This window comes from Chryseobacterium sp. Leaf394 (assembly GCF_001424105.1).
GTDB lineage: Bacteria > Bacteroidota > Bacteroidia > Flavobacteriales > Weeksellaceae > Chryseobacterium.
On sequence record NZ_LMQH01000010.1, the window covers coordinates 33,816 to 55,863 of the forward strand.

Below are 22,048 nucleotides of genomic sequence, written 5' to 3' on the forward strand. Positions count from 1 at the left end.
GCGGGCGATTCGTCATCTTCAAACTGTCCTTTTCTGGCATATATGATGAACACTACCAGGAAAACTGCAGCCAAAGAAACACTGCAAAGGATCATTAAATACAGAATATCCATTTGCTACAAAATTAACCCTTTTTCGGGGTTCAAATTTAAGGAAAAATAATGAGATTAATCACGAAATACGGGCTTTCGCTAATTTAAAACCAATCTAAATAAGCCTGTTTAAGCCTGTTTTTGAAAGTATTTTCTTCCCAGAATCCATGTCGAAATTGTCGTAAATGAAATCACGGTAATGGAACTCGCCGGCATAATTAAAGCTGCAAAAAGCGGACTCATATTTCCGGTTACCGCAAAGGTTAGTCCCACAACATTGTACAGAAAGCTTATCAGAAAAGTAAGTTTTACAATCGTGATTGAGCCTTTACAGACATTCAGGAAATTGTCTAACTGGGAAACTTTTTCACCGTTCATAATCACATCCGAAGAGGGCGTAAAGCTGTTGCTGTCGTCGGATATCGCAATTCCAACATTGCTTTGTTTAAGAGCTCCTGCATCATTTAAACCATCACCAAGCATGATTACTTTTAAGCCCTTATCCTGAAGGTTTTTAATATAGCTCAGCTTGTCTTCCGGATTCTGATTGAATGCCATCGAACTGTAATTCGGGATGATTTCCTGAAGCTGTTTTTCTTCAGACGAATTGTCTCCGCTCAGAATAAAAATCTTATAATTAAACAGTTTTTTGAACAGATGAGTCAGGTTTTCCCGGTATTCATTTTTAAAAATAAATTTTCCGAGATACTGTCCGTTCTTGCTGATGTAAACCGCGGTTTCAAGATTTTTAGACTCCTGATTATTATATTTTGCAGAACCAATTTTATAAGTATTACTTCTGATATCTGCTTCGTATCCTTTCCCGGAAATTTCTTCAAAGTTTTCAACAGGGAAATACTCATCCTGAATAGTCAGAAATTCATACAGTGATTTTGAAAGTGGGTGATTTGAATTTTTTACCAAACTTTTGATATTGAGTAAATCAAATTCAGGAATTTCAGAACCTTCGTATTTTATGTTTGATTTTTTTCTGTGGGTTATGGTTCCTGTTTTATCAAAAACCAAAGTGTTGACTTTCGCTATTTTCTCAATTGTCAGAGTGTCTTTTACGTAGAATTTATTTCTGCCTAAAATTCTCATAATGTGCCCAAACGTAAAAGGAGAAGAAAGTGCCAATGCGCACGGACAGGCAATAATCAAGACAGCTGAAATCACCTGAAACATGGTCTCAAGATCAATAAAATACCAGTAAATTCCGGCAACTAGTGCAATTCCTAAGATGATGAAAGTAAAATACTTACTGATGTTGTTGATTAAAGTATCAAGCCCTGTTTCATGTTTTTTGAAAGCTTCCTTGTTCCAAAGTTGGGTGAGGTAACTTTGATCCACATTTTTAATCACTTCAAGCTCAAGAGAAGACCCGATTTGTTTTCCTCCTGCAAAAATTTTGTCGCCGGGATTTTTGCTGATGCTTTCACTTTCGCCGGTGATAAAACTGTTGTCTATATTTCCGTTTCCACTAATTAAGATTGCATCCACGGGAATGATTTCGTGATTTCTAACTAAGATTCTGTCGCCGATTTTTATTTCAGAAAGTAAAATATTATCCTGCTTTCCATTGAAATCCACTTTGGTAACTGCAATCGGATAAAAAGATTTGTAATCTCTGTCATAGGAAAGGGAGCTGTAAGTTCTTTTCTGGAAAATTTTACCTAAAAGCATGAAGAACAGAAGTCCGCATAAGGTGTCAAAATATCCAGGTCCGTAGTCGGTGGCTACTTCGTAAACACTTCGTCCGAACAAAACGAAAATTCCCAACACAATCGGAACATCGATGTTGACGATTTTATTTTTTAAACCGTACCATGCTGATTTGTAATAATCTGAAGCTGAATAAAATACCACAGGAATGGAAAGCAGAAACATTAAAAACCTGAATAATCCTTTGTAATGATCCATCCAGTAATCTTCGCCGCCGATATATTCGGGAAAGGCTAAAAACATTCCGTTTCCGAAGGCGAATCCGGCAATTGCCAGTTTTACAAGTAACGATTTATCTAAATGATCTTCATTTTTTTCGGCAGTTTCGAGATTGATGGCAGGTTTGTAACCCAAATTCGTTAAAAATTTAGCTAAATCGCTTAATTTTAATTCGTTATGATTGAATGAAACCTGCAGGGTCTTTCTCGTAAAGTTAACCTGAGAATAATGAATGTCTTTATTGAGTGTATGAAGGCTTTCCAAAAGCCAGATGCATGAAGAGCAGTGAATAACAGGAATTCTGAATGTGACAAGGCTTGTGTTTCCCTCAGAAAAATCAGCTATTCTTTCAAAAATTTCAGGTGTGTCAAGATAATCGAACTGTGATGAATTTTCATCAGGTCTGATTCCTGCTTTTTTATTGAGTTCGTAAAAATTACCAAGATTGTTGGTGTTCAGAATTTCAAAAACAGACTTGCATCCTGCACAGCAAAAGAGCTTTTCGTCGAATAAAATACGCTCCTTTTCTATCTCCTGACCACAATGAAAACAGTTGTCGCTCACCTTCATAAATTATTGGCTTACAAAATTATAACAATTTTTTTTGTTTATCGATTTAAAAAGTTCTATTTTTGTGATAAATGTCATATTAGAATGTCGCAGGAACAACAAGTTGTCATTGAAGAAAGGTTTGCCAAAGTTTTTAATGATCAGTCTTTCAAAGAAAGGCTTTCAGAGAAAGATTACGAGAAATATTTCAATGCCAAAAAGAAATTTACATTTCAAAAACACGATATCATTTTTGAGGACGGAGAAATTCCTAAAGGTATTTACGTCATCGAAAGTGGAGCCGCAAAATTATCAAAATCCGGAGCTTTCGGAAAAGATCAGATTTTAAGATTTATTAAAGAAGGTGACCTTATCGGTTACCGTGCTTTGCTTTGTGGTGAAAATTTTCAGGCAAAAGCAGAAGCCATGACAGATATTGAATGTACTTTTCTTCCGTCTGATGTTTTTATGCATCTTTTGGAAGTTGACTCACAGTTATCTTTTGTAATGCTTCAGAAAATCTCCTACGAATTGGGAGAGTCTTCAAACACTATTACTTTTTTAGCCCAGAAAACCGTCAGAGAAAGACTTGCGGAAATTCTAATTTTACTTGAACAGAAATTAGGAACAGATCCTGAAGGTTTTATCAAAATCTCATTGACGAGAGAAGAGATTGCCAACATCATCGGTACCGCAACAGAAAGTGCCATCAGATTGATTTCCGAATTTAAAGGAGATCAGCTCATCGAAGTAGATGGCAGGAATATCAAAATTCTCAATCACGACAAACTCATGAAACTCGGGCACGTAGTTTTATAGAAAATACCAAACACAAGTCGGCTTCAGCCGACTTTTTTAACTTTAAATAATCACACCATTTATGTCTGTTCATTCTGAAATTAAAAGAGTTACAACGGAAACCTTGCGAAAAATGAAATTCGATAAGGAAAAAATTACAATGCTCACTGCGTACGATTTTACCACTGCAAAAATGGTAGATGCCGGTGGAGTAGATACCATCCTTATCGGTGACTCTGCAGCCAACGTGATGGCGGGTTTTGAAACTACGCTTCCTATTACATTAGATCACATGATTTATCACACCCAAAGTGTGGTGAGAGGAGTTGAGAGGGCTTTGGTGATTGCGGATTTACCTTTCGGAACATACCAAAGTAATCCCGACCTGGCTTTGGAATCTGCTGTAAGAATGATGAAAGAGGGTGGTGCACACGCCATAAAAATTGAAGGTGGAAAGGAAATTTCCAAATCAATTAAGAAAATCATCAATGCCGGAATTCCGATTATGGGACATTTGGGATTAACTCCACAGTCGATATATCAGTTCGGAACTTATAAAGTGAGGGCAAAAGAAGAGGCAGAGGCTGAAAAGCTGATCAGTGATGCAAAATTGTTGGAAGAATTAGGTTGCTTCGGTGTCGTGCTTGAAAAAATTCCTGCGGATCTGGCTAAAAGAGTGACAGAAAGCATTTCAATTCCAACTATTGGAATCGGTGCGGGGTCTCACTGTGACGGACAGGTTCTTGTGTATCACGATATGGTAGGAATGAACAAAGGTTTTTCACCAAAATTCCTCAGAAGATATCTTGATTTGTACACTGAAATCACGGGTGCGGTTTCGCAGTATGTGAAAGATGTGAAGTCTGCAGATTTTCCTAACCAAAATGAAAGTTATTAATGAGAGGTAATAATCTTCAGACGGCTCAGGGCGTTTTATCAATCGCAGCGTTGCTTTGCCTGCTTGTGGGCTGGTTTCATATTTTCCCGGAAAACATCAATCTTTTTCTTTCTAAAAGGCTTTTTTACGTTTTGGTAGGGATTAGTTTTATTCTTCAGGCACCATTTGTGGGCAACAGGAATTTTGTATATCCGATGTATGCTGCGGCAGGACTGTGTATTGTGGGTGCGTTTTTACCTTATGATTCGTCATTTAATTATATTAAAACCATTGGTTTGCTGGCGGGGATTATCATCAGTTTTTCAAACAGATCTTATCAGGGAAGGTAATTTATGGAGGAGCAGATTGTTTACGAAGACAACCATCTTTTAGTCATCAATAAAAAAGTGGGACAGCTCGTACAGGGTGATAAAACCGGTGATTTGTCTTTGCTGGAATTAATAAAAGATTTTATTAAAAAAAGAGATAACAAACCCGGAAATGTTTTTCTGGGTCTGGTTCACCGTATCGACAGGCCAACTTCAGGATTGGTCATTTATGCTAAAACATCGAAAGCTTTATCAAGATTGACACAAATGGTTAAAAACCGGGAGGTCAAAAAAACGTATTGGGCAGTCGTGGCTAAAGAGATGATTCCACAAAGCCAGAGATTGGTTCATTATTTACAGAAAAACGAGAAAAACAACAAAGCTATTGTTTTTCCGAAAGCTACTGAAGGTGCTAAAGAAGCAATTCTCACTTACAATATCATCAAAACTTTAGATAATTATCTTCTGCTGGAAATTGATCTTGAGACAGGAAGGCATCATCAAATCCGTGCCCAGCTTTCAAAAACAGGCGTTCCCATTAAGGGAGATCTGAAATATGGAGCTCCTCGTTCAAATCCAGATGGAGGAATTAATCTTCATGCAAGAAAATTAAATTTTACACATCCCGTTACGAAAGAAGAATTGGAAATCATTGCTCCGGTTCCGCAGAATGATGCGGTTTGGAGGGCTTGTGAAGAATGATTAAGTTTTTATATATTTCCAATTTCTATTGAATAATAGTTAATAATTTTAAATATTATTTAAATCATAATACATTACATAGGAATTTTGTTATATTAGTGGTAATTCTAAAACCACTAAAAATGAAAAACTTCTACAATCTCTTTGGTAACAGACAGAAAGGATATTACACCCTCTTACTACTCTTTCTCGTATTTTTGCAGAAAGTAACTGCTCAGGTGAATTCTTACACTTTTTCGCAAAACAACGGAACTTACACTGAAATTACCGGAACTACCTTAGCACCAGCGACAGGAAACACATCTGCAACAAATTTAAATTCTGCTGTATATCCCTTAACTATTCCATTTAATTTTATATTTAATGGGATAATTTATACAAATGCCAACGTCTCAACCAACGGATTTATTACCTTTGGTAGTACGGCACCAGCTACAACAAATACGACTCCGATTTCCAATACTGCTACTTACGAAGGTGCAGTTTCAGCCTTCGGAAGGGATATAAGCAGTTATTTTGATGTTTCAGGATCATCTGGATTAATAAGCTACGAAACCATTGGTACAGCGCCAAATAGAGAATTGGTGATTCAATGGAAGAATTTCAGACCGAATAGTTCAACAGCCGTTACAAATGTTTACTCATTTTCTTTTCAAGTAAGATTAAAAGAAACTTCAAATGTTGTGAGTGTAATCTATAATTCGGGAAGTTTTCTGGTAGGATCAACTGCGATTTCCGGTACTGTACAAATTGGTTTAAGAGGAGCTAACACTTCCGATTTTAATAACAGGCTAAATGATACAACTATTCTATTTGATACGTCTACACAAGGTACAGCAGTTGCAAATACGCAGTCATTTAATACTTCAGCGTCTACTCCAGGTATGCCCTCCGCTGGTCTTTCTTACGTATGGATCCCTCCAAGTTGTTTGAGACCTGGAAGTGTTTCAAATCCAGCAAGTACAGCTAATACTGCTGACATACAGTGGGTGGCACCTGTAGTGGCTCCATCAAATGGTTATGAGCTATATTATAACATGACAGGTACTGTACCTACTGCATCCACAGCAGCATCGATTTCAAATATTACTTCTACTTCTGTAACGATACCATCACTGAACGCATCTTCAGCTTATTTTGTGTGGGTAAGGTCAGTTTGTAGTGCAAGTGATAAAAGTGAATGGTCTACAGCAGGTACTGCAAAAACCATTTGTGCACCAATTACAGATTGGCATGAAAATTTTGACACTTATCCAACAGGAAATATCGTTCCTGATTGCTGGGCAAGAATAGTTGGAAGCTCCAACACTGCACAGACGATTAGTTCTACAACTCCGGCTTCGGGAACCAGAAACCTTTATCAGATAACTTCAAGCGCAGCAAATACAACAATTGCTGTTTTGCCAGAATTTAGTAACGTTAATGCTGGAACACATTGGTTGAGATTCAAAGCAAGGGCAACAACAACTTCTGGATCATTAGACATTGGATATGTTACAAGTGCTACCGATGCTTCTACTTTTGTAAACATTCAGACTGTAAATATAACAAGCACTAGCTACTTAGCTCAAGATGCAGAGTATAAAGTAATCGTCTCAAATTCTGTACCTGCAAACGCAAGATTGGCTATTAGAAATGGAGGGGTTTCTACGGCTGGTCATTTTTTAGATGATTTCTATTGGGAAGCTAAACCCTCATGTATTGGCCCTTCAGGAATTAGTGTTAGTAATGTTGGTCCTTCATCAGCAGTTATAGGTTGGGCAGCTTCTGTTACGCCACCTGCTGCGGGCTACGATATTTATTACAGTACCTCTGATGTGATGCCTACGGCTTCAACGCCACCTTCTTTAACTGGTATTTCCACTTTAAGTACACCTACTGGCGCTTTGCTACCGCTCACAAAATATTATGTATGGGTACGGTCAAGATGTTCTGCTACAGATTTTAGTGCATGGTCTACTCAGATTGTATTCTTCAGAACACTCTGTCAGCCGGCAGCGATATTATCGACAACAGCAGCAACTGTATGCTCCAATAACTCTGCTGTACTTACTGCAAGCACCGAATCAGGAGCTACTCTTACGTGGTATGATGCGATGAATGGGGGTAATGTAGTGGGAACGGGTACTTCTTATACTACGCCGCAATTATCTACATCAACTGCTTTCTATGTTGGATCGTCTACACCAATTGTCGTGGGTGCTGCACTTCCCGATGCTATTTCTAATGATGGTTACACATTGGAAGCTGGATTGTTTTTTGATGCTGTATCTTCATTTACAATTGCAGGCGTATACGTATATCCAACTGGAACAGGCGCTGGAACGGTTACAATTGCTCTGCAGAATGGAGGTGTATCACCCGCGACTACCATTCAGAGTATTACTGTGAACTTAACCGGTACTGCATCACCTTATGTAAAAACTTATGTACCACTAAATTTCGCTATTACACCAGGTACAAACTATAAATTAATGATGCTAACAAAATCTGGTGGTGTGACAGGGCTTATCAGAGAGTCTGGTGCATCATGGGGAGCTTATCCGCTTACAATGCCGGGTAAATTCTCTATTACCAATGGCAATTGCTGTTCTGGTAATACCACCTCCACTTCATACTATTATTTTTATGATTGGCAAGTAACTACTACTTGTGAATCGCCTAGAACTGAAGTGATGGCTACCGTAGATGGTGGATGTCTTTCAACATCAGAAACTAATGCTGAAAATAAATTAAAAGTTTAGCCTAATCCTTTTTCAGACGTAATTTACCTGTCAGATGCTTCAAAGGTGAAAAACGTGAAGGTTTCTGATGTTTCAGGTAAAGTTTTGCGTACTATTTCAAAACCGGAAGCTGAACTTAGATTATCAGAACTGCCTTCAGGAATGTATATTTTAGTTCTCGAAATGAATGATGGTACAGTACAGACCATTAAGACGATTAAAAAGTAATTTGAATATTAAAATTTCATAAAAAGCCGGGGAAATCTTCTCCGGTTTTTTTATGTCTGAAAATCAATGCTGAGACTTATTCCAAAACAAAAAACCGGTTCTTGTTTTAAGATCCGGTTTTATAAATTTATTGATAACTGTTATCTGGAAAAAAACGTACTCATCACTCATCACTCATCTCACTGTCCCTGCTGCAAAATTCCACCATTGCTTTCGCCCTGGCTGGTATTTTTTATCATGTTGGGATCTTCTTTTGCCAGTTTGTTTTTGGTAGGTATTTTATAATTTACCGTGATTCCGAAACTTCTGCTGTCAAATTTATTTGAAGTTAAAACTGTTCCTCCTGCCGAGCGGGCAAGAATTACACTTTTATTCTGGTTGAAAATATCCCTCGCGTATACCGAAAGATTAAGACGGTCGCTCATGAATTTTTTTGAAACGGTGATATCAAATGCATTATTCAGAGGTTTTGCAATTTCGAAATAATAGAAATTCCCTTTTGGAGTCAGAATATTGTAGTTCGCCTGCAGTCTGATGTCTTTTGGAAGAATAAACTGTCCCATCACACTGTAAACCCAGAAACCCCTTGTCTTAAAATCAGGGATCTCCTGAATCTGATAGCCGGCATACAGGTAAAGCAGGTTCATCTTATCAGGATTTACATTAAATTTCATCAACTCGCTGAAAGGCGTATTGAAAAGCATAAACGGAATTGGCATTCCAAAATTAAAACTGTGCGTTCTCAGACTGTTGATCTGTACCTGCTCGTTGCTGATCAAATTGTTGGTACGCGTAATTCTCTGCACAATCTGATCTTTCACCCAACTCGTGTTGTAGCTGATGAAAGCGTAATCGAAGGCACTGATTTTAAATTCAGCATTGTCATAGATTGTTGGCTGCAAATCAGGGTTTCCGCTGCTTGTTACCACACTTGTTCCTAAAGTGGTGTTGTTAGGATTTAAAACAGAAACACTCGGAAGCGTAATTTTTTTGTTGTAATTCAAATTCACAAACAGCTGCTTCATTAAATTATACTGAATACTCGCATTCGGAAAAACTTTAAACTTTTTAAATGGAGTCAGATCTTTCTGAACCAAAGTATTCTGATTGTCAAAAGCTCTCGTAATTCCACTGATGTCGTAGTTTTCGGCTCTTGCTCCGGCAATGAAATCAAATTTTTTCAAAGTCGCCTGAAATTCCAGATATCCTGCAAGTGTCTGTCTTGTGTAATCGAGATTGACGATATTTCTGTTTTGGGTTTCAAAATTCTGCTGATCATATAGTCCTCCAAAACTCACTTTTCCTTCATCTAAAATTTTAAGTGGCTGAGAATAGTCTACTTTAAAATTATAAAGATTAAACTGTGAAGAGTTCTCAAGATCTAAAAATGATAAATTGCCAGCGTTTCTCTGACTGAATTCAGAATCGCTGTCGTTGAAAGTGAATTTAAAATCAAGTTTTTTGTTTTTATCGTCAAATTTTTTCTGATATGTTGCTGAAACTTCCTGTCTCAAACCTTCAGAATTGCTTAAATAATCTGTTGTGTTGGTTCCGTTCAGAAAAACATCTGTTCTGATGTCTGAATTATTATTGTTGTGGCTCACGTCGTAGTTGACCAGTAATCTGTCTTTTCCAAGTTCAAAGGTGAAGGCAGAATTCACATAATATGTTCTTCCTACAGAGCTGCTGTGATTTTTCGTAAGCACATCAAATTGTGAATCTGAAAGGCTTTCACGGTAATACTGTCCGAGATTCACCTGCCATCCGAACCATTTGTTTCTCGAGTTTAAAGCAATCGAATTGTTAAATCTGCTTCTGTATCTGTCGTAATTTGAAAAACGGTAACCTCCGTTGTAGACGGCAGTCAGATAATTTTTTGCAGATTTGCTGGTGATGATATTCATAATCGCTCCACCAGAAGTCGCAGGAAACTCTGCGCCCGGCTGTGTAATCACTTCGATTCTGTCTACTGAGTTGGCGGGCATTCCTTCAAGAAAAGCGGTAAGTTCGTTGCTTGAAATGTTCAGCGGTCTTCCGTCCATATAGACTTCAAGCGGTTTTCCCTGATACATCATTCCTACCATTTCGGAAGCTACCAAACCCGGAAGTTTTTTCACGCCTTCCATCACAGATCCGTTGTTGAGATGTGCCTGCTCAGAAAAATCGAAAATCGTACGGTCGGCTTTCTGCTCAATTGCCTTTTTTGTTTTGGTGATGGTTACGCCATCAATTTGTTTTTCCTTGGGAGCCTCTGTCGGTTTTTCCTGGGCAAAAGCAAAGATACTTCCTAAAAATAAGAGGGTAATAAGCGTTTTTTTCATGGATGTTTTTATAATATCTGGTTAGACGCAAAAAAACAAGATATGTTACAAAATGCGTTTTGGAAAAGGAAAATTTTGTTCTATCTAATCATTTTGAGAATGAGACTTAAAAGATCGCTTCAGATTAAATCATTCTGATGGTTGAATAATTAAATTTTTTGATAGCTAAATTTTTTAATTTAAATAAATAGGTCCTCAAATTTTGTCATTTCGTAAACAAAGGAATAGAAATTGAAACCGATTAAGAATATCCCAATATTTAAAAATAAAATATCAATTAAAATGATACAAAAAGACGCCATCATTATCGGTTCCGGACAGGCAGGAAATCCTCTTGCTATAAAATTATCTGCAGCCGGCTGGAAAACAGTTTTAATAGAAAAGTCTGAAGAGATGCTGGGTGGTGTCTGCGTAAATGTGGGATGCACGCCAAGTAAAATCTTAATAGCCTCGGCTAAAGTAATGCACACGATAAAGACGTCAGAAAAACATGGGATTGCAGTTCCCGAAGTATCAATAGATTTTGAAGCCACTCAGAAAAGGAAGGAAAAAATTGTCGAAGATTCCAGAAAAGGCGTGAAGAAAAATTTAGAGGAAGCCGGGAATCTTGACCTGATATTTGGAACGGCATCTTTCAGCGGAGAAAAAACAATTTCTGTGCAACAGGAAAATGGCGAAACTGTTGAATTTACAGCGCCTCACATCTTCATCAACGCCGGATGCAGACCCGCAACTCTTGAAATTGATAGCTTAAACAATGTAAAATGGTACGATTCTACAGGAATTCTTGAACTTCGTGAAATTCCCGAAAAATTAATCGTGATTGGCAGCGGTTACATCGGTCTGGAATTGGGTCAGATGTACAGCCGTTTCGGAAGTGAAGTAGTTATCGTTGATAAAGCAAGTCAGATCATGTCTAACGAAGATGAAGATATTGCAGCCAGTCTGCAGGAAATACTGGAAGAGGAAGGACTGAATTTTCATCTTAATGCTGAGATTGAAAAAGTGGAGCAGAACGGTCAAGAAATTACTTTAACTTTTTCCAAAGATCATCAGCAGAAGCAGATCAAAGGAACGCATTTGTTGATCGTCCCCGGCAGAAAATCCAATGCAGACAGTTTGAAGCTCGAAAATGCCGGCATAAAAGCAGACGAAAAAGGATATATCAAAGTAAATTCTAAACTGGAAACCAATGTTGATGGGGTCTACGCACTTGGAGACATTAAAGGCGGTCCGCAGTTTACCCATATCGCTTACAATGATTACGTGATTGTAAGTGATAATATTTTGGATGAAAAAACGGGTTCTACAGAAGGAAGAATCATTCCGTACACAGTCTTTACAGATCCGCAGGTCGGCAGAGTAGGCTTGTCTGAAAAAGAGGCAACAGAGAAGAAACTAAATTTTTCGGTCATCAAAATTGAAGGTAAAAGAATTACACGTGGACTGGAATCCGCAGAAATACAAGGTATCTGGAAAGCAGTCGTAGATCAGGACAGCGGTAAGATTTTGGGAGCTGCGATCATCGGCACCGAAGGAGGAGAAATGGCATCTATCATTCAAATGGCGATGACCGGAAATATTCCTGCTAAAGATTTACAGACTTTCATTTTTTCGCATCCCACGTATTCGGAATCTTTGAATACGCTGTTTGATGAACTGGAATAGACCGCTTATTTTAAGTAATCAAAGGTATTTTCCAGTTTGTATTTCGGACTTCTCTTCAAAAAATCCATAAAGAATGCAGTGTGCGCTCCACCCATTAAAATAAATATTCTTTCATTTTTACTGATTGGAATTTGGTTTAAATTAGAAAACATTACAAGGTTTCTGTGATAGAATTTCGCGGCTTCATCAGCACCTTCAGATTTTCCCTTGGTTGAAATATACGTCAGCATGTCTGCGTTGAAATTAATTAAACTTTCCAAATACTGAGGATGATTATTGAGCTTAAACAAATCATAGAAAGGGATTCCATCCTCAGGATTTTTTCTGTCGTTTTCTGCTGATAATTTCCAGTACGCATCATTTGTATTTTTATCCATCTTATTGGGAACGAAATACCCGATTTTATAGTTGTAATTTTCTTTAAAATCAATTCCAAAAATCTTTTTTGAGCCACTCAATCTTCCAACTTCGTAAGCCAAAAGTTCGCGTTCATCAGGATTTTCAAACTTCAGTTTTGGATTTTTTACATATTCCTGATAATACATATTTCTCAGACTGTCATTTTGCGGTAAATCTTCGATCACAATAATTGTCGGTTTAAACTCAGCCAGAAGTTTCGCAACTTTCTTTATTTCGAGCTGGTTTTTTAAATCATGTTCATTAAATTCGGTGCTGTTTGCATCCGGAGTTTGTCCCATGTGAAAGGTGGCGACATTTAGTACGGGGACAGCATCATCAAATTTTGTTTTATAAATAGTAAGTTTGTCGTACGGCGTTTTCTGAGCAAATATTTTCGCAGCCAACAAAAGTAATAAAGGGATAAGAAGTTTGTTGAAATTCATGAGTTTTAATTTTAAATTTATTCAAAACTAATGGTCATTTATTTTTTATGAAACAGCTTTTAGAGGAAGAGTCAATTTATTCAGTTAAAATAAATTTCATCCGAAAAACCGATGGGTTTGTAGAATCGGGAGTGGCAGTTTTAAATGAAATTTTAAATTTGCTTTATGAAAATTGAAAAATTTATTTATCTGCATATATTTTTCTGGGTAATTTACCTCATTGGTTCTGTCGTCCTCCCTGGAATCGCCTATGGAATCAGCTCTGTCATTCTCGATATTACGTTTTTCGTGGCTAGCTTCATATGTTTTTATGTAAATTATTTCCTTGTTGTTCCAACGTTTTTCCATGCCGATAAAATTTACCGTTCTGTTTTTGCTTTTTTTATCAGCGTAAGTTGCTTTGTCGGGATACGGTATTCTATTGAACAGTGGCTTTTCCCAGCAATTTTTAATATCAGAAATTATCCGGCGGACACCAATATTTTCTATTATTTTTTTGATAATGTTTTCTACAGCAGCACGACGATTTTTATAAGTACAGCATTTTGGTTTTTCAAATATTTTATCAATGCGGAAAAAGAAAAATCGGAATTGACTGAAGCGAAGAAAACTGCAGAATTACAGGCTTTAAAAACACAGATTAATCCGCATTTTATATTTAATTCTCTGAATAATATCTATGCTTTGGTTTATCAGAATTCAGAGAAAGCATTGCCGGCAATTGAGCAGCTGGGGCAATTATTAAGATACACAACCAAAGATCTTGAAAATGATTTCATTACTTTAGATAAAGAAATTGGCTACCTCGACAGTTTGATTGAACTTGAAAAATTGAGAATTAAAAATCCTGAATTATTGAATGTTGAAAAAATACTGAATGATCCGGAACTCAAAATTTCACCGATGATTTTAGTTCCGTTCGTTGAAAATGCTTTCAAGCACGGAGATTTTAGAAATAAAGGTTTTGAGATGAAGATTTCGGATGAAAATAAAATTCTGCATTTCTATCTCTTCAACTTCAAAAGTGAAAAAATGAAAGATGAGATTTCCGGAATCGGAATTGAAAATGTGAAAAAGCGTCTTGAAATATTGTATCCCAAAAAATATGAGCTGAAAATTACAGAAACAGATATTGATTTTACAGTAGATTTAAAGATTGATTTGAATGAAAAAAATTAAGTGCATTATTGTTGATGACGAGCCGCTTGCCGTTGCGCTTCTCGGGAGTTACGTTGAGAAAATTCCTCTTTTAGACCTTGTTTTCTCGTCAGAGAATCCTGTTGAAGCTTTAGAATTTATTCAGAGAAATGAAGTTGATCTTGTGTTTTTGGATATTCAAATGCCCGAACTCAACGGAATCAACTTTATGAAAATTGTCAGTGACAAAATGAAATATATTCTCACCACTGCGTATTCAGAATATGCTTTGGAAGGCTATGAGCACAACGTTGTCGACTATCTTTTAAAACCAATCTCTTTCGGCCGTTTTAATCAAAGTATTCTGAAAGTTCAGGAACGTTTTCCTTTGGATGCAGCTAAAGAAGTCAGTCACTTCTTTGTAAAATCATCTGGTCAAAAACACCGGATCAATTTTGATGAAATTCTTTATGTAGAAAGCATCAAAGATTACGTGAACATCAAAACTGAGACTCAGGAATATATAGTTTTGGATACTTTAAAATCTCTTGAAAATCAACTTCCTGCAAATTTTACAAGGATTCACAAATCGTTTATCTTAAATTTAAATGAGATCAAAAGTGTAGGTTCAAAAAAGATTATTCTTAATTCCGGACATGAGGTTCCCATCGGTGATATGTATAAATCAAATATGCTGGAAAAGTTGAAATAAAAAAGCAACTCCAGTTTTGAAGTTGCTCTCATTATCTTAAAAGAAATTTTAATTTTCCTGTTGCTTAATCAAATTCAAAGCAGAACCTGCCTTAAACCAATCAATCTGCTGATCGTTGTATGTATGATTAGCCAAAACAGTATCTTTAGTTCCATCAGTGTGAATGAATTCTAAAGTCAGCTGTTTCCCTGGAGCAAATTGATCTAAATCTAAGAAGTTAACCACGTCATCTTCCTGAATTTTATCGTAATCTGTTTCATCAGCAAAAGTCAATCCCAACATTCCCTGTTTTTTCAGGTTGGTTTCATGGATTCTTGCAAATGATTTTACCAGAACAGCTTTTACACCAAGATGTCTCGGCTCCATCGCTGCGTGCTCTCTTGAAGAACCTTCACCATAGTTTTGATCTCCCACAACAATCGAAGGAATTCCTGCAGCTTTGTACGCTCTCTGTACAGCAGGAACTTCGCCGTAAGCACCATCCAATTGGTTTTTTACTTTGTTGGTTTCCATGTTGTACGCATTTACAGCGCCGATCAACATGTTGTTTGAGATATTATCTAAGTGTCCTCTGTATTTCAACCACGGTCCGGCCATAGAAATGTGATCAGTCGTACATTTTCCGAAAGCTTTGATTAAAACTCTCGCTCCGGTTATGTTTTTACCATCCCAAGCCGGGAATTCTTCCAGTAACTGAAGTCTGTCTGAAGTTGGACTAACCTTTACTTCAACAGTAGAACCATCTTCTGAAGGCGCCTGGTAACCATTGTCATCAACGGCAAAACCTTTTGAAGGTAATTCCGAACCGCTTGGCTCATTTAATTTTATCTGTTCACCGTTTTCAGCAGTTAAAGTATCTGTAATCGGATTGAAATCTAATCTTCCCGAAATTGCGATAGCTGCTACCATTTCCGGTGAAGCTACGAATGCGTGCGTATTTGGGTTCCCATCGGCTCTTTTTGCAAAGTTTCTGTTGAAAGAGTGAATGATTGAGTTTTTCTCACCTTTATCAGCACCCTCTCTGTCCCACTGTCCGATACAAGGTCCACAGGCATTGGTAAAGATTCTGGCATTTTCAAATTTTCTGAAAGAATCTAAAAATCCATCTCTTTCTGCGGTAAATTTCACCTGCTCAGAACCTGGGTTGATTCCTAAAATAGCTTTTGGTTTTACACCTTTTGCCACTGCATCTTCAACGATTGAAGCTGCCCTTGACAAATCTTCGTATGAAGAGTTGGTACACGATCCAATCAATGCCCATTCCACTTCAATTGGCCATCCGTTGGCTTCTGCTTTTGCTTTAAATTCAGAAACCGGGGTTGCTAAATCTGGTGTAAACGGTCCGTTCAAGTGAGGAGCCAATTCTGAAAGGTTAATTTCAATCACCTGATCGAAATATTGTTCAGGGTTTGCATACACTTCAGCATCACCCGTTAAATGTTCCGCAACTTGGTCTGCAGCATCTACAACATCCTGTCTTCCGGTAGAAGCCAGATATCTTCTCATCGAATCATCATATCCGAAAGTCGAAGTAGTGGCACCGATTTCAGCACCCATGTTACAGATTGTTCCTTTCCCTGTTGCGGATAAAGAAATTGCACCATCACCGAAATATTCTACGATGCATCCGGTTCCACCTTTTACGGTAAGAATTCCGGCAACTTTTAGGATAACGTCTTTTGCTGAGGTCCAGCCAGACATTTTACCGGTTAATTTTACACCGATTAATTTTGGCATTTTTAATTCCCAAGCCATTCCGGCCATAACGTCAACGGCATCTGCACCACCAACTCCGATGGCAACCATTCCTAATCCGCCTGCGTTAACCGTATGAGAGTCTGTTCCAATCATCATTCCTCCAGGGAAAGCGTAGTTTTCTAAAACAACCTGGTGAATAATTCCGGCCCCAGGTTTCCAGAAACCGATTCCGTATTTATCACAGACCGAGCCTAAGAAGTTGAAAACCTCAGAGTTTTTATTGATTCCTTCCTGTAAATCTGATTCTGCACCCACTCTCGCCTGAATCAGGTGATCTGCGTGAGCAGTTGAAGGCACGGCAACTTTGGCTTTTCCTGCCTGCATAAACTGTAAAAGAGCCATCTGAGCGGTTGCATCCTGCATGGCCACTCTGTCCGGAGCGAAATCCACGTAGGAATTTCCTCTTTCATGTTCTTTTGTTGCGTTTCCTTCCCACAGGTGGGTGTAAAGAATTTTTTCTGAAAGTGTCAACGGCTTTCCTGTAATCTCTCTTGCTGCTGCAATTCTTTCAGGATAGCGTTCGTACACTTTTTTGATCATGTCAATGTCGAATGTCATATCTATTTTAATTTTTTTATTTTCAATAATTATTTTCTGCCATTTTCTTAATGATAATGCAGAAAATCATCCCAAATAATAGTAACAAATTCTGTTCCTTCAATCTAATTAAAGGCATAAAATAGGATGAATGATTGTAATTATTTGTAACAATCAAGTTAAGAAAAAATTAAACCTTACTCGTTAATTTATATCAAAATAATTCTTGATAAGCTTAAATAGAACCGTTCTAAAAAAGAAAACTTTCCCTAGTAATTAAGGTATATCTTTCATGTCATTTTTTTAAGATAAAGAATGACATGAAAGATATTTTAGATAGGTATTTAAACTGTAAAAGTCTTTTATTGTGGCTGTTTTGCTCATATGTAAATATTATTGTTTTCTTCTTTTTATTGATGATAATTCAATGATGAGCTATAAATTATTGTAATATAGTTATATTTTTTGTTAATTTTTTGTTTTTTGATTGTAAATAAAAATAATTTTTGAAGTAGCTTTACATACCATTGTAATCACTTATTAATGAATTGTATTGGCTTTAATCTATTTTCACTAAAATCAACCAACAAATATTAAAATCATGAACAAAGAAAAACTAAAACTGTATGTCAATCTTAGAATTGCTTTGGCCGATATAATCAGGAAATCGGGCATCTTATTTTTATTACTCTTCGGACTTATCTCACAAATGAACGCACAACGCACAGTTGAAAAACTCAATCGAGGTTTAGTTGCAATGCGATTAAACGCTAATCAGGTTTATGTAGGTTGGAGAATGTTGGGAACCGAAGAAACAAATACAAGCTATAATCTATATTTTAATAATGTAAAAGTAACGGGAAGCCCTTTTACAACCACTACAAATTTTAATCACGATATTACGACCAACGGAATTTACACCGTTCGTGCCATTATTAATGGTGTAGAACAACCAGCTTCAGAGCCTGCTACTGTATGGGCAAATCCATATTTAGACATTGCAATGCAGATTCCTCCCGGAGGAACTACTGTAAGCGGGTCTTATACTTATGAAATAAATGACTGCAGTGTGGGTGACGTAGACGGAGATGGACAGTACGAAATTTTCGTTAAATGGGATCCAACCAATTCAAAAGACAATTCACAGCCCGGTTTTACGGGCAACGTTTATATTGACTGCTATCGCTTAGACGGAACACGTTTATGGAGAATCGATTTAGGAAAAAACATCCGTGCTGGTGCTCATTATACCCAGTTTATGGTGTATGATTTGGATTCGGATGGTAAAGCAGAATTGGCTTGCAGGACATCGGACGGAACCATAGATGGAACTGGAGTGGTTATTGGAAATGCAGCAGCAGATTACAGAAATCCAAACGGAAGTACAACATCAACAAGTACTTATGGTGCAGTTATATCAGGTCCTGAATTTCTAACTATTTTTAATGGTGAAACAGGAAAAGCAATGGCTACAACCGATTATTTGCCTGTACGCGGTAGCGTACCTTCTTGGGGAGATAGTTATGGAGGCCGTTCTGAACGTTTTCTTGCCGCTGTCGCTTATCTTGACGGATCTAAACCCAGTCTAATAATGGGACGTGGTTATTACACAAGACTCGTACGTGTGGCTTGGGACTGGAGAAACGGTAAGCTTTCGCAACGATGGATTTTTGACAGCAGTACGTCTGGAAATTCTGCAGCAGCAGGCATGGGGAATCATCAAATGACTGTAGGCGATGTTGATGGTGATGGCAAAGACGAAATAATTAACGGTTCCAGTGCTATTGATGATGATGGTACTTTGTTATTTGCTAATACTTTAGGTCATGGGGATGCTTTACATATGACTGATATGGATCCGGATCGTCCTGGAATGGAAATATGGCAGTGTTTAGAAGAACCTGCTAAATATAAAACGAAAGGTTTGGTTTTTTTAGATGCAAAAACAGGAGCTACATTATGGGGAATACCTTCAACTGGGGACATAGGACGTTGTAATGCTGCAGATATTGACCCACGTTACAAAGGTAATGAATGTTTTGGAAGTGCAAATGGCGTAAACTATTTAATGGATTGTAAAGGAAATCTAATCAGCAATAAAAAACCGACACAAAATTTTTCTATCTGGTGGGATGGAGATTTGAACCGTGAATTATTAGATTCGAATAAAATAGATAAATGGGATTATATTAATGGGAAAACAGTTAATATACTTACTGCTACAGGATATTCATCAAACAACACCACAAAAGCTACCCCATGTTTAAGTGCCGATCTTTTTGGAGATTGGAGAGAAGAGGTGATATTTCGTAAAAATGACAATACTTCCATCAGGATTTATACAACCAATATACCTACTACCCATAAATTATATACTTTGATGCATGATCCCCAATATAGACTGGCAATTGCCTGGCAAAATTCGGCTTACAATCAGCCTCCACATCCAAGTTTTTACTTAGGAGTTGATATGGCAGCACAAACAAAGCCAAATGTAGTTACTGCGGGAGCAAATTCATCTCAGAATGTGCAATCAGCTGATGCTGTGATTTATCCGAATCCTGCTGGTCAAACTTTCACAATTAAGGCTGAAGGAGTGTTTACTTATGCCATTCATAACATGTTAGGTGTGAAAGTAGGCTCTGGAAAAGGAAAAAACCAAACTGAAGTTAGCTCCTCGGGTACGGGCGTATACATTGTTACGGTTCAGTCTGAAAAAGGAACATCAAATATCAAATTGATAAAAGAATAGAAAATAATTTATTGCCAGATCTTGATAATATGATTGATTCTATAAAAAAAAGAAAAATTCTAGTCCTGAAGGGCTAGAATCTTTCTTTTTTATTAAAATTAAAGGATTTTTTCGACTTTAATGTAAAATCTATTAATGACCAACAGTCACCAATTCCTTGATAGAAGGAACGAAAGTCGTCAAATCAATACCTTCAACTGCTGCTTTGTACTCTTCAATGCTTGGAATTCTTCCAATGATCGCAGACAGTACAACAACCGGTGTAGAAGCTAATAAAGATTCACCTTTTTTACGTTCAGAATCTTCAACCACTCTTCCCTGGAACAATCTTGTAGAAGTTGCCAAAACAGTGTCTCCTTTTTCAGCTTTTTCCTGGTTACCCATACAAAGGTTACATCCCGGACGCTCAAGGTACATCATGTTTTCATACTGAGTACGTGCTTCACCTTTTGGAGCATTGTCGTTGAATTCAAAACCGGAATATTTTTCTAAAAATTCCCAGTCTCCTTCAGCTTTTAACTCGTCGATGATATTGTAAGTAGGCGCTGCCACTACCAATGGCGCGTTGAATTCCACTTTACCGTTTTTCTTTTCGATGTTTTTCAACATCTGAGAAACGATTTTCAGGTCACCTTTGTGAACCATACATGAACCTACAAAACCAAGGTCAACTTTTTTCTCACCTCCGTAGAAAGTAAGGTCTCTGATGGTGTCGTGCGTATATCTTTTGGAAACGTCGTCGTTGTTTACATCCGGGTCAGCAATCATTGGCTCAACGATGATGTCCAGGTCAACCACAACTTCTGCGTAATATTTTGCATTGGAATCCGGAGTCAAAGCTGGTTTGTCACCCGTTCTGATTTCCTCGATTCTCTTGTTTGCTTTATCAATTAAGCCCTGAAGAACCTGATTGTGATTATCCATTCCTTTGTCGATCATAATCTGAATTCTGCTTTTCGCAATTTCCAGTGACTCGATCAAAGTATCGTCTTCAGAAATACAGATAGATGCTTTTGCCTTCATTTCTGCAGTCCAGTCTGTGAATGTAAATGCCTGGTCAGCCGGAAGTGTTCCGATGTGAACCTCAATAATTCTACCCTGAAAAACATTTTCTCCATCAAACTGCTTTAACATCTGAGCCTGAGTTGCGTGAACAACATCACGGAAATCCATATGCTCCTTCATGTCTCCTTTGAAAGTCACTTTCACAGATTCAGGAATCGGCATTGATGCTTCACCTGTTGCCAAAGCCAATGCTACAGTTCCGGAATCAGCTCCGAAAGCAACACCTTTAGACATTCTTGTGTGAGAGTCACCTCCGATGATGATTGCCCATTCGTCAACCGTAATATCATTTAGAACTTTGTGAATAACGTCTGTCATCGCGTGGTATTCACCTTTCGGGTCACGTGCTGTGATGACACCGAATTCGTTCATGAATTTCATTAATTTAGGGATATTGGCCTGCGCTTTTTTATCCCAAACTGAAGCAGTGTGACAACCCGACTGATAAGCTCCGTCTACAATTGGAGAAATCACTGTTGCTGCCATAGATTCCAATTCCTGTGCAGTCATTAAACCTGTTGTATCCTGAGAACCAACAATGTTGACTTCTACACGAACGTCTGATCCTGCGTGTAATAATTTACCGTCAGTAACCCCAACTGCATTTCTGTTGAAGATTTTTTCAACAGCAGTAAGACCCTGCCCTTCGATTGAAATTTCTTTTGAAGGAGCAAAAACCGTTGGAGCTGTAATTCCTAAAGTTTTTGCAGCGAAAGTCTGGATTTTTTTACCGAAAACGATAGCGTAAGAACCACCAGCCTTTATAAACTCTAATTTTTGAGGAGTAAATGATTTTGAAATATCTTTCAGTTCAGTTTCTCCGTTGTATAATTTCTTTTCTTTTGTATTGATGGTCAAAACAGTTCCTGTAGCGACAGAATATTTTTCTTCTAAAACAATGTCACCGTTTTCGTTACGTACGGGATTTCCGTTTTCGTCTGTTTTTTTAACCCAGTTCTGAAGGTCGATTCCGATACCTCCTGTTACGTCAACTGTCGTAAGGAAGATTGGAGAAAT

General features: G+C 37.6%; 15 protein-coding genes and 1 pseudogene. 10 read left to right on the top strand and 6 right to left on the bottom strand.

Annotation, left to right across the window (positions count from 1 at the left end; translation table 11 throughout):
* Together ccoS and ASG21_RS02935 are read right to left on the bottom strand one after the other, a co-directional pair.
* Positions 1–113 (bottom strand): cbb3-type cytochrome oxidase assembly protein CcoS (ccoS, locus tag ASG21_RS20530; RefSeq protein WP_241773451.1); only part of this gene is annotated, 113 nt, incomplete at its 3' end.
* Positions 114–221: 108 nt separating this feature from the next.
* Complete coding sequence (locus ASG21_RS02935) at positions 222–2,597, bottom strand: heavy metal translocating P-type ATPase metal-binding domain-containing protein (protein WP_185113701.1); 2,376 nt, start codon at positions 2,595–2,597, stop codon at positions 222–224.
* A 90-nt stretch (positions 2,598–2,687) separates the two neighbouring features.
* Here ASG21_RS02935 and ASG21_RS02940 point away from each other — a divergent pair, with 90 nt between their 5' ends.
* The 6 genes and pseudogenes from ASG21_RS02940 to ASG21_RS19830 form a co-directional block, all read left to right on the top strand.
* A complete protein-coding gene (locus tag ASG21_RS02940) occupies positions 2,688–3,401 on the top strand; it encodes a Crp/Fnr family transcriptional regulator (RefSeq protein WP_056075659.1) in 714 nt (237 codons plus the stop codon).
* A 61-nt stretch (positions 3,402–3,462) separates the two neighbouring features.
* Positions 3,463–4,278, top strand: a complete 816-nt coding sequence (gene panB / locus ASG21_RS02945; protein WP_056075663.1) for a 3-methyl-2-oxobutanoate hydroxymethyltransferase — start codon at positions 3,463–3,465, stop codon at positions 4,276–4,278.
* On the top strand, positions 4,278–4,607 hold the full coding sequence (locus ASG21_RS02950) for a hypothetical protein (protein ID WP_056075665.1): 330 nt from the start codon (positions 4,278–4,280) through the stop codon (positions 4,605–4,607). Before panB ends, ASG21_RS02950 begins: the two co-directional genes overlap by 1 nt.
* A gap of 3 nt (positions 4,608–4,610) precedes the next feature.
* Positions 4,611–5,288, top strand: coding sequence for an RluA family pseudouridine synthase (locus ASG21_RS02955; protein ID WP_056075668.1), 678 nt, complete (start codon positions 4,611–4,613; stop codon positions 5,286–5,288).
* 122 nt (positions 5,289–5,410) lie between these two features.
* The gene (locus ASG21_RS02960; RefSeq protein WP_056075671.1) at positions 5,411–8,032 is read left to right on the top strand and encodes a fibronectin type III domain-containing protein; all 2,622 of its coding nucleotides are present in this window, start codon (positions 5,411–5,413) and stop codon (positions 8,030–8,032) included.
* 12 nt (positions 8,033–8,044) lie between these two features.
* Positions 8,045–8,239 (top strand): annotated as a pseudogene (locus ASG21_RS19830) (T9SS type A sorting domain-containing protein); the annotation flags it as partial.
* 179 nt (positions 8,240–8,418) lie between these two features.
* Here the strand turns inward: ASG21_RS19830 and ASG21_RS02965 are convergent.
* Entirely contained in the window at positions 8,419–10,560 is a 2,142-nt protein-coding gene (locus tag ASG21_RS02965) for an outer membrane beta-barrel family protein (protein WP_056075673.1), read from the bottom strand.
* 282 nt (positions 10,561–10,842) lie between these two features.
* On the opposite strand from ASG21_RS02965, the gene ASG21_RS02970 reads away from it, so the two are divergent.
* Entirely contained in the window at positions 10,843–12,228 is a 1,386-nt protein-coding gene (locus ASG21_RS02970; RefSeq protein ID WP_056075676.1) for a mercuric reductase, read from the top strand.
* Positions 12,229–12,233: 5 nt separating this feature from the next.
* Here the strand turns inward: ASG21_RS02970 and ASG21_RS02975 are convergent, their stop codons facing one another.
* A complete protein-coding gene (locus tag ASG21_RS02975) occupies positions 12,234–13,070 on the bottom strand; it encodes a DUF5694 domain-containing protein (protein ID WP_056075679.1) in 837 nt (278 codons plus the stop codon).
* 165 nt (positions 13,071–13,235) lie between these two features.
* On the opposite strand from ASG21_RS02975, the gene ASG21_RS02980 reads away from it, so the two are divergent.
* Positions 13,236–14,249: a histidine kinase gene (locus tag ASG21_RS02980; RefSeq protein WP_056075682.1), complete on the top strand. Its 1,014-nt coding sequence runs from the start codon at positions 13,236–13,238 to the stop codon at positions 14,247–14,249.
* On the top strand, positions 14,236–14,919 hold the full coding sequence (locus ASG21_RS02985; protein WP_056075685.1) for a LytTR family DNA-binding domain-containing protein: 684 nt from the start codon (positions 14,236–14,238) through the stop codon (positions 14,917–14,919). Before ASG21_RS02980 ends, ASG21_RS02985 begins: the two co-directional genes overlap by 14 nt.
* A gap of 48 nt (positions 14,920–14,967) precedes the next feature.
* On the opposite strand, the gene ASG21_RS02990 is transcribed toward ASG21_RS02985, so the two are convergent.
* A complete protein-coding gene (locus tag ASG21_RS02990; RefSeq protein ID WP_056075688.1) occupies positions 14,968–17,235 on the bottom strand; it encodes an aconitate hydratase in 2,268 nt (755 codons plus the stop codon).
* 580 nt (positions 17,236–17,815) lie between these two features.
* Here ASG21_RS02990 and ASG21_RS02995 point away from each other — a divergent pair.
* The gene (locus tag ASG21_RS02995; protein ID WP_056075691.1) at positions 17,816–19,966 is read left to right on the top strand and encodes a T9SS type A sorting domain-containing protein; all 2,151 of its coding nucleotides are present in this window, start codon (positions 17,816–17,818) and stop codon (positions 19,964–19,966) included.
* A 132-nt stretch (positions 19,967–20,098) separates the two neighbouring features.
* On the opposite strand, the gene ASG21_RS03000 is transcribed toward ASG21_RS02995, so the two are convergent.
* Positions 20,099–22,048 (bottom strand): aconitase family protein (locus tag ASG21_RS03000; protein WP_241773444.1); only part of this gene is annotated, 1,950 nt, incomplete at its 5' end.

What these genes read in the sequence shown, in the direction of transcription:
- ASG21_RS02940 (WP_056075659.1), top strand. Translation starts at nt 2,688, where the DNA reads ATGTCGCAGGAACAACAAGTTGTCATTGAAGAAAGGTTTGCCAAAGTT.
- panB (WP_056075663.1), top strand. Translation starts at nt 3,463, where the DNA reads ATGTCTGTTCATTCTGAAATTAAAAGAGTTACAACGGAAACCTTGCGA.
- ASG21_RS02950 (WP_056075665.1), top strand. Translation starts at nt 4,278, where the DNA reads ATGAGAGGTAATAATCTTCAGACGGCTCAGGGCGTTTTATCAATCGCA.
- ASG21_RS02955 (WP_056075668.1), top strand. Translation starts at nt 4,611, where the DNA reads ATGGAGGAGCAGATTGTTTACGAAGACAACCATCTTTTAGTCATCAAT.
- ASG21_RS02960 (WP_056075671.1), top strand. Translation starts at nt 5,411, where the DNA reads ATGAAAAACTTCTACAATCTCTTTGGTAACAGACAGAAAGGATATTAC.
- ASG21_RS02965 (WP_056075673.1), bottom strand. Translation starts at nt 10,560, where the DNA reads ATGAAAAAAACGCTTATTACCCTCTTATTTTTAGGAAGTATCTTTGCT.
- ASG21_RS02970 (WP_056075676.1), top strand. Translation starts at nt 10,843, where the DNA reads ATGATACAAAAAGACGCCATCATTATCGGTTCCGGACAGGCAGGAAAT.
- ASG21_RS02975 (WP_056075679.1), bottom strand. Translation starts at nt 13,070, where the DNA reads ATGAATTTCAACAAACTTCTTATCCCTTTATTACTTTTGTTGGCTGCG.
- ASG21_RS02980 (WP_056075682.1), top strand. Translation starts at nt 13,236, where the DNA reads ATGAAAATTGAAAAATTTATTTATCTGCATATATTTTTCTGGGTAATT.
- ASG21_RS02985 (WP_056075685.1), top strand. Translation starts at nt 14,236, where the DNA reads ATGAAAAAAATTAAGTGCATTATTGTTGATGACGAGCCGCTTGCCGTT.
- ASG21_RS02990 (WP_056075688.1), bottom strand. Translation starts at nt 17,235, where the DNA reads ATGACATTCGACATTGACATGATCAAAAAAGTGTACGAACGCTATCCT.
- ASG21_RS02995 (WP_056075691.1), top strand. Translation starts at nt 17,816, where the DNA reads ATGAACAAAGAAAAACTAAAACTGTATGTCAATCTTAGAATTGCTTTG.